Source organism: Bradyrhizobium sp. WYCCWR15520, assembly GCF_056174665.1.
Genome location: NZ_JBWBWM010000096.1, coordinates 1 through 8,994, shown reverse-complemented (window position 1 = coordinate 8,994; position 8,994 = coordinate 1). Strand labels below are relative to the sequence as shown.

4 protein-coding genes and 4 pseudogenes are annotated in these 8,994 nt (G+C 57.5%); 5 read left to right on the top strand and 3 right to left on the bottom strand.

Annotated features, from left to right (window positions below; translation table 11 throughout):
* Nucleotides 1–139: 139 nt before the first annotated feature.
* A pseudogene (locus AC0QUY_RS41625) lies at nucleotides 140–913 on the bottom strand (IS110 family transposase).
* Between the two features lie 79 nt (nucleotides 914–992).
* Between AC0QUY_RS41625 and AC0QUY_RS41620 the strand changes: the two are divergent.
* Nucleotides 993–1,258, top strand: a pseudogene (locus tag AC0QUY_RS41620) (integrase core domain-containing protein); the annotation flags it as partial.
* A gap of 1,376 nt (nucleotides 1,259–2,634) precedes the next feature.
* Here AC0QUY_RS41620 and AC0QUY_RS41615 read toward each other — a convergent pair.
* Both AC0QUY_RS41615 and AC0QUY_RS41610 read right to left on the bottom strand, forming a co-directional pair.
* Nucleotides 2,635–3,327 carry a class I SAM-dependent methyltransferase gene (locus tag AC0QUY_RS41615; protein ID WP_475391653.1) on the bottom strand — a complete coding sequence of 231 codons (693 nt, stop codon included), beginning with the start codon at nucleotides 3,325–3,327 and terminating at the stop codon, nucleotides 2,635–2,637.
* A gap of 229 nt (nucleotides 3,328–3,556) precedes the next feature.
* Nucleotides 3,557–4,366: pseudogene (locus AC0QUY_RS41610) on the bottom strand (isocitrate lyase/PEP mutase family protein).
* 933 nt (nucleotides 4,367–5,299) lie between these two features.
* On the opposite strand from AC0QUY_RS41610, the pseudogene AC0QUY_RS41605 reads away from it, so the two are divergent.
* From AC0QUY_RS41605 to AC0QUY_RS41590, 4 genes and pseudogenes are all read left to right on the top strand, one after another.
* Nucleotides 5,300–5,730, top strand: a pseudogene (locus AC0QUY_RS41605) (FAD-binding protein); the annotation flags it as partial.
* A 376-nt stretch (nucleotides 5,731–6,106) separates the two neighbouring features.
* Nucleotides 6,107–6,268 (top strand): ferredoxin family protein, encoded by a 162-nt coding sequence (locus tag AC0QUY_RS41600; RefSeq protein ID WP_475384625.1) that lies wholly within the window; start codon nucleotides 6,107–6,109, stop codon nucleotides 6,266–6,268.
* 230 nt (nucleotides 6,269–6,498) lie between these two features.
* Nucleotides 6,499–7,221 carry a helix-turn-helix transcriptional regulator gene (locus AC0QUY_RS41595; protein ID WP_161855565.1) on the top strand — a complete coding sequence of 241 codons (723 nt, stop codon included), beginning with the start codon at nucleotides 6,499–6,501 and terminating at the stop codon, nucleotides 7,219–7,221.
* A 456-nt stretch (nucleotides 7,222–7,677) separates the two neighbouring features.
* Entirely contained in the window at nucleotides 7,678–8,685 is a 1,008-nt protein-coding gene (locus AC0QUY_RS41590; protein ID WP_246738773.1) for a cytochrome-c peroxidase, read from the top strand.
* The last annotated feature ends 309 nt before the right edge of the window (nucleotides 8,686–8,994 follow it).

Genomic DNA, 8,994 nt, shown 5'->3' with positions numbered 1-8,994 from the left:
CGGAATCCTCAAAAGCAAAATTGCAAGCTTTTGGGCCCCCAAAGCCCGAAAGCTTGCAATCTCAAAACGCCTCTCGCCAGAAAATTCGACTCCCGCTCAATGGCTTGGAAGTTCTTCACGCACGACGAATCCACCGGCTCTACCGGCAGAAAGGGCTCGCGGTGCGCAAGCCGCTCGACTTCATGTCCGACCAGTTCGCCAACGGCCGGCATTTTCGTGCCCCGATCGTCATCATCGCCCAGACAATCCGAGCTAACTTGTTGGCAACGGCGATCGCGACGACCATGGGCCGACGTAGAGCTTCGATCCAGCCGCCTCCGACTCGTGAGCGTGCCTTCGGATATCGAACGACGTTCAGTGCTCAATGAGAAGCAAGTGCCTGAGATAGGAATCGCCCTGTTTCGTTATGCGGCCGAGCCGGTCCTTCCCGCCGGTGGAGTTCTGCTTACGCGTCAGGCCCAGCTAGGCGGCGAACTCTCGCCCCGAGCTGAACATGGTCGGGTCCGGCACAGTCGCGGCAAGGGCCGTGGTCGTTATGGGACCAACGCCGGGAATCAAGAAGCCTTGATTCTCGACGCTCTTGATTGCAACGAACCGCATGTTGGGACGGGTAACCGCTTCGCAGATCGTGGCCGCGTCAGCGGCGTCGTTCTTGGCTCCTCGCCGCACGTACGATTTTACATAGGCTGGCGGGATCAATCTCACCTCGTGACCGAACCGCCGAATCTCGCGCGCCCAGTGGTGAGCGGTGGCGCAGGCTCCGATGCCGACCGCACGGTGCAAGCGAGGAGAAGAACGACATGATCTCGCCTCGTCGTAGGCGCTGGCGATTGGTCAAGTGGCCTTGTCTGTCAACTGTATGGATGTGAAACACGTGCTTCGAAATGTCCAATTCAATTGTCGCGACTTCCATAGGGAATAGCTCCTGCTAGCGGGTCCGTACATCGCCAGTATAACGCCGGCACCGAGGGAGCGGGGCCGTCTTCCCCATCAACGGCCGGATGCGCGACGGGTTCTTGAACGAGACGCTGTTCTTCGGCCCCCAGGATACCAGGCGCAGACTCGCCACATCGGTCGCCGACTACAACAACGAGCGGCCGCATTCCTCGCTGAACTACCGGACCCCTGCGACCTATGCGGCTCACCTCACCTCAACGGGCGATCGGCTGCGCAACGCCGCCCGGCTCCGCCGATCGCCCTTGCTCCACCTGCGTCACTCGGCGTACCACCCAACCGGACTCTGAACGCTGCTGGATGAAACTTCGGGGCAGAAGGCGTGCGAGTTCACCTCAAGAGGTCACCTTCATCATTTGACTCCCTGCATTGTCGTGTTCAGCCGTGTCCAGTTGAGGACGTTATGTTCTCAACTGGACACTAACACTTAGGTATTCTCCACCTCTGAGCGAAGTGCATGAATTGTTTTCTCTTCAAGCTGGGCCTGCTCAATGTTTTGGATTGCACGCTGATTGCTCGGATATGGTGAAGGATATGTTGCGATCATGGCGGTCCTGCAGCTGCCCGTCTAAGGATACAGATGAAGCTTGCTCGACTGATCCTGGATACCTCTCAACACTGGCCGGCTTTGATTAGCATTCAACCAGGCGACCTGGAGCGAATGCAAACCAGTGTGATGGGATTAAGTCGTGGATTTGGTGCGGCGCATACGGCGAGAACTTCCCAACCCACAGCAGGGAGTAGCTAATATGGCAGATTGGTCTGCTTCGGTGCTCGCAGACGCGTGCAAACCTTGCGATTTGGCTGGGCACTACCTGCAGCCGCATCAATTCGCTCCAGCATCCTTGTTGGTACTAGCTATCAGATGTTCTCAGCTAGTAGCTAAGATGGGGCATGTCGTCTGCGCGGCGCTATGTGCGGACGCCGTATTCCGGGACTGGGCTTCTCGCGCCGATATCTTGTGTGTAGAGAGTGTTGAGGAGCTCTCCGCGTTGATGAATGTTGATCCGGTAGAGTGGATGTTTTCCGTGGGAAATCCATTCATCTTGCCACCGAATGTGTTTGCCCTCGATGGCATAGTCGGTCTCTTGGGCCGGCCGCGCCCAAGACATCGAACGAGCTCCCGCATATTGTGTCAATGGACCGCCTTGGTAGGTAAAAGCGCCTTGACGGCCCACTCGCTTCGGCAGCCGGACCCTCATTGGTCGTCGAGCCATAGCAGCTGCAGATCGAACGAACTTGTCAAGTGCTTTCTGTTCCTGCAACGGGTCGTGATCTCCACATGACAGTTTGATGTATGAAGGAAGGTTCGCCAGAAGCCGGATCGTAAAGGACAAAAATCCGCGCGTGACAGGTCGGGTTTACTCACGTTTCGCTTGAGCGCACTTATCTCGCGCCAACTCGTTCGATGTCGCGGGACCGCTCCCAGTTGAAGATGTTATATTGGCGGCATACATGGCCATTATCTATCTTCGCTGGACACCACGGCGTGAATCTTCTGCGCGCCATGATGGCCAACCTCGGCCACTCACATGAAGATGCAACGTCACTGAAGCACTGCAGCAGTGCTGCAACTCCTGTAGCGTCGTCGTCCTCTCGTCAGCCCGGCTGGGGCCGCTTTACCTTGCGTTGCGCGGGATCAATTTTGCCGTGCTACGGTCGGCATGAGCCTCCAGCGGCTCAGCGCCGACCGAGGGTAAACACCATCTTCGAGAGCCGGGCGAAGGGGGCGCGGGCAAACTCGACGGCGGCGAAGCTCGCCTGCAAGAGCGGATTCAGCGGATGATATGACGCTGGGCGTTGCGCCGAGATTTCGATGAGGCCGAATCGGCGCATGGCGTCGAGCACTGACACGCTCCAGTACGCTGCACCTTGCGCATATGAGAACGATATGACGCCAAGACCACTCTGTTCCGCCAAGTCTGTAAAGCTCTGGCGGTTGAACAGTACGAAATGACGCGGCGTGTGATAGCCGGCCCACGAACAATGCCGGAATAGCCGCGCATCAAGCGCGTCGAAGTTTGGCGTCTTGATCAGCACGCGGCCTTGAGCGGTGAGAAACCCTTCGATACGGCGTAACAGGAGCGCGGGGTCGCGTACATGCTCGATGAAATCGAGCGCTAAGACCAGATCAAAGCGTCGATCGGTCTCGAACTGCTCGAAACCGCCGAGATGATAGGCATGTCCGCGTGTGACCGCCTGAGCTTGTGCGCCTTCGTCCAGATCGACACATTGCGTGAAGCTCACTCGCGGTGAACAGGACTTGACCTGGTCGAGCATCCAACCGCTGCCTCCGCCGATAGGGAGAGAATAAGCTCCTAGCTCTTCTTCGGGGACTAGGTGGGCATGGAGATAAAGAGAGCGGGCTGAGATCGGCAGAAATGTACAGGTCGGCGAGTAAGAGCTGTGGCGCCATTTGATGGTACGTCCGGTGGCAGGAGGGCAAACAAGTGCTTCGTTTCCGGTTGCAGTGGAGCGTGACGATAGGGCAGACGCTTGGATCGCAGCACTCCTTGGAGATCAGTATGTTGTGTGGATGACAAGCTTTCGCCGTGGGTTAGGGGGTGGAGATAGCGCGCGCTTTTGCACGGGCGAGTTCGTCTTATCTCAACAAATCGAAGACCTGGTCGAAGGTCGCGATATCCGGCATCAATGCCGGCGATGCCGTCCTCGGCGATAATGCGTCCGCAGACGTGTCGCATTGCCGCTATTGCAGCTGCATGGCGTGGTTGGGCCAGATCACTGTGGAGATGCCGGCATTGCGATATGCAGAGACCGGCGTTCGATAGTATTTCCTCGGAGCGATTGCGACTGGCAGGCAGTTCTGCCAGGTACTCGCGAATGGGAGGATCTCGTCCGCGGTGCTCTTACGCGAGTGAATGAGGATCGCGTCGGCTTCCGCGGCTGCGTAAGCGCTAGCGCGTAAAATTGCCTCGTCCGTTCCGTGGCCGGCGATCAGCTCTTCGATCCGTGCCACGGGGACCAAGGCGTCCGCACTGTATCTTTCACTGCTCGCAGCCGGACGGAAAGTTCATCGATATCGGCTAGAGATGCCGATCGCCAACAAACAAGTTCATCTTCGAAAAACAGCTGTCCACTAGCGCGATCCCGCCAGCGCCACGCTGACGGAGCTTGCGAGCTAAGAGGCGCGCATTGTTGCAATTCCCGAAGCCGCCATCGCCGTCAACGAACACGGGGAACTCGGTCAAGTCTACTATGCGTTCGACCATATCGACGATTTGGCTCCATGATGCTTCGTTGGCATCGCGGCAGCGGAGAGAGCAGGCCATTGACAGGCCCGATCTCACAGGCCTTTGAAGCCTACGCGCTCGGCGATCGCGCCGGAGAGCGCATCATGAGCTTCCATGAGGAAGGAGAGCTCGCGGTTGGAGCAAATCTCATGGCGCAGCATTTCTGCAAGTGAGGAGTCAGCGCATCCATCAGGGCCGTGGGCGAGAAAAGATTGTGATTGATTGATCTTGCATGCCACTCCTTTGCGTTCGACCGGCCGGACGTTCAGGGCGTGCTTCGTTCAGTTCTTGATCAAGGCAAGCCGCTCGGGCAATCTCGCAGCCCAACCGATAGGAGACATGCTTCTGTCATCTCGATCAATTACCAGCGTTGGTAGTTGACTGGGATCACAACGTGTTGCAAGTCACAATAGGATGCCGCGGCGAGACGGGGCTAAGCTAAGCCTGAACAATCAGAGGATGTTCGTTGGTGGCGGAAATTCAAGGCACATTCGCATCGGCAAACCTTGCTGTGCTCGACGTCGAGTACGATCCGGCATCTCCATCTGCTCCTAGCCGTGCGACGTTCTCCAAGGCGAAAGGGGTAAGGACTTAGGTACTCGTGAAAGTTGCGGTCGCTCACCTTGTGTTTCGGGCCCCACTCTCACCGCAGATCAGGGGAAAGCGTCGCCTGTCTTAAGGCGCTCTTCTTAATCTACATTAATTAATGTCGCGGCTGCTCCAATCGGCGATGTCGTATTTCCGACCATGTCGCAGTTGCGTTGGCTTTTAGTGCCCCAATCGATCGCCAATTATCTCAAGCATTTGTCTCCACGCCTGATTCTCGCGAGCGCGGCAACTGGCACGAGCCTTGCTGTTCCGATCCCAGGTTCTCGGACCTTGTGGAGGACCGCATGGTCGGTATCGTCTACGTCAAGAAGGCTTCCAACTTCGCGCAGATCCGCGGGGGCCCCGATAACCGTCATCATCGCTGGCCGCCGAGCCGGTCGAGCCCGGCATTGCCAAGCGGCCCAGCTTGCTGCAGCTCACCTGCGTCGTCAAGACTGGGGCCCCGGATCGCGGCGCACCCACCATCAAAGCGGAGCAGCACTCCATTCGTGCCGGACTGCGATTCCGCAAACGTCAATTTCGCGTATCCCGATGTCGTGGTCGCCGATGGTCTTGGGCTCCGATCGGCGGAAAATTGGCACATGGTGCGCCAGCTCGCCGCTGTCCTTCGCGCCGAATATGGCTGCTCAGGTCCGCTGGCGCAAAAGGGCTGGGTCACCACCTCCGCCCGGCAGATCGGTCATACCGGCAAGATCATCCGGCCAGAGCTCTTTATCGCGGCCAGGATTTCCGGCGCGATCCTGCATCGGGGTGGCGTTAAGGGCACCGACCTGATCGTCGCCATCAGCATCGAGAAAAACGCGCCGATCGCCAAATTCGCCCATATTGGCAGTGGCGCGAACCGGCTGCTGGCAGCGCCGATGACCGGCATCGTGCGCGTCTGCGGCCGCATTCGTGCTTTCAGATCGCGAGCTAGAGGAAGCTGTCACGATCGAGGTAAGGTTCGAAGCCATCGTGGTCGGCGCCGGGATAGCCGGCATCCCTCCGTGGTACCTATGGCCAAGTTGGACATGAGGACGTTTCGGCCCAAGCGCGGCGAATATTCGCCCGCGCCCAGTGCCGCGACACGATCCGGAAAGGTGGCCACCAGTTTTCGAAGGAGATCATGCAAAAGCAAGAGACTGAAGCCTTGCGCTCTAATCGTGGATACCAACTACGGAGGCTAAAAATGCATGTCGAGCCCTCAGTGAGCCTCGAAGAAAAGCTGTTCTATACCCACAATCACATTGATCTCGGTCGTTCCTATACCGGGGTCCGCGCGCACAATGCCGTCACCGCAGCTGCTTACGCTCATGAAAGTCGGCCCCGCGCGTCGTTTCGAGCCCAAAGCCAAGTGCGACGCGGAGATCACCCTCGACGGCTGCATCGAATGCGATACCCACCGCGTCGTTGGCGAGTCCTCTGGCGACATGAAGTGGAGCTACCCGTGCCACGGTTATGGTGTGCTGTTCTAGCTTAAGTGAGAGCGGCGCTGCAGCTGACGGTTTCGGTTGACCTGCCCCTTTCTGGGCGCCTTCTCGGAGAGGTCAACGAATCCGGGAATAGCACTGCCGCAGCGCACGAGTGTTCAGGCTGGATGAAGAGCCGAGCAAGGGCGTCGCGCAGCGAAATAAAGCTAGACCCCGCCTAAAACACTCAATCGAAAGTGCAAGGCGGCCTCTTGGCCGTCCTCGTGAGGCGCCACATGGACTTATTCAGTTTCATCGAATGCGCGAAGCAAACGCGCTCTATAAAAGCGCTGTTCGATCTTCTTGTGAGCTGTGCGAGCGAGGAGGGCTTCAGTGAAGTCGCTTACGGAGCGCTTACTTTCGCGGAGCCGCCTCGTCTACTGGGGTACCTACCGCCTACGGGGACGGTGAACTTCCCGCCAGACTGGTGCCGCCGTTATTATGAACGCAATTACCGTGTCATCGACCCGGTGGTCAGGCGGACACCAACGCTTCCGGGGCCGTTTGTTTGGGACGAACTCGCCAAACTGGAACCCGGCGAGAGGCGCGTACTAGACGAGGCCAAAGAGGCAGGTCTGAAGCATGGCATGAGTGTGCCATTGTTTGGGGCATTGGGCCGAATATCGGTGGTATCGTTTGCATCCCCATTCGACGAGGCCGATCCTCAGTATCGTATGAGTCACCTCAAAACACTGGCCTGGCACTTTCATCTTGCGTTTGCGGAGATCGCGCCGCCCTCCGATAGCGGCTGTAACGGAAAACTTACCCTGTCTGAGCGCGAAAAAGACTGCCTGCGCTGGGTGGCAGAGGGAAAATCGTCTTGGGAAATTGGGAAGATCCTGCAGGTCAGCGACAATACAGTCAATTTTCATGTTAAGAACGTGATGCGCAAGCTGGGTACGACGAATCGTACCCAGGCCATCGTAAAGGCGATTCGCCTCAACCTCATTGAATTCTAGGAGCGTCAGCGCTGGCCACTGGATGCTAACTGACCTGAGCGTGTGGCGCCCGCTCGCAGGTTTCTCGATGGTATGACGACCCAATCTCGTTGAGAATAGCAGCGAGCTGGATGCCGCATCAGTATATTTACAAAAGGCCTGCGCCGGTCGCCCACGAATGGACCGCCGCCAGTTCGTGGCTGTCGCATTTCTGGCACCGCACGGCTTCTGTCAGGTTCAGGACACCTAATACTATCCGCTGGTCGCAATTGCTTTGAAGGCTAAATCAGCAGCTTAGCTTTTGCCGAGCGCCACTGGCACGGCGGTTGCTAATAGATGCAGCCGTCACTCGGGCAAGCGTGAGGGCGTGACATAAACAGGACGATGCCGTCCTGTTTGGTGCCGATGAGAGGTATTGTGAAAAAATTACCGTGGGAGCTTCACCTTGTCCGCAAGCTATCTGTTGCGGCCGTTGTAATGTTGGCCTCATCACAGGCTAGCCCCGAAGATGATTGGATGAGAGCTGCTAGGCAGATTTTCAAACCGATCCCCACGATCATGCCTGCTGTGAAGGACAATCCGGTCACTCACGACAAGGTCGAACTGGGCAAGATGCTGTTCTTCGATCCGCGGCTGTCAGCCAGCGGGATCATCAGCTGCAATAGCTGCCATAATCTTGCTACCGGCGGAGTCGATGCCGGTCCGACCTCGGTCGGGCACGGCTGGCAGCAGGGTCCACGTCGGGCGCCAACTGTTTATAACGCGGTATTCAATCTTGCGCAGTTCTGGGATGGACGTGCCGCAGACCTCAAGGCGCAAGCTAAGGGACCCGTGCAGGCGCGTGCCGAAATGAACGCGACCCCAGATCATGTGCTCGATACGTTGAATTCGATGAGTAACTATGTGGTCATGTTCAAGAAAGCGTTCCCGAACGAGGCGTCGCCGGTCACCTTTGATAACTTCGCGAAGGCGATCGAGGCCTTTGAAGCGACCCTGATTACACCCGCTGCTCCATTCGATCAGTACCTTGAAGGCGATACGGCTGCTCTCAATGATCAGCAGAAGGCGGGATTGAAGCTCTTCATTCAAACGGGGTGCTCCTCTTGTCACAACGGAATCAACGTCGGTGGACAGGATTACTTCCCGTTCGGCGTGATCGAAAGGCCGGGCGCAACCCTGCTTCCGGCGTCCGACAAGGGCCGATACGCGGTCACCAAGGCGACCAGCGACGAGTACGTTTTCCGCGCCGCGCCGTTGCGCAATGTCGCGTTGAGGGCCCCATACTTCCATTCAGGCCAAGTTTGGAGCCTTAAGCAAGCGGTTGGCGTGATGGGTGAAACCCAGCTTGGCATCGAGCTCAGCGATAAGGAAAAGAACGATATTGTTGCGTTTCTGAATTCGCTGACTGGTCAGCTGCCTAAGATTGAGTATCCGAAATTGCCTTCGCGTACCGACGCGACGCCGCGGCCCTCTTTAGGCAGATAGCATGGTTCTTCCACCGTAGTGGGCATTGCGCTCTTTGAATGCAAAGGAACAAGGCGCGGGCATTCGGGTGTCTGCGATGCACAAAGTCGAGAAGGCGGAGCAGGATGGGAGCGGGGACACGAAAGCAAGTGCCCGATCAGCCGCCGGATGAAAGTGCAGCTATGACAAAGCATCTGCTAACACGTCGTGCGTGAAGAACTTCCAAGCCATTGAGCGGGAGTCGAATTTTCTGGCGAGAGGCGTTTTGAGATTGCAAGCTTTCGGGCTTTGGGGGCCCAAAAGCTTGCAATTTTGCTTTTGAGGATTCCG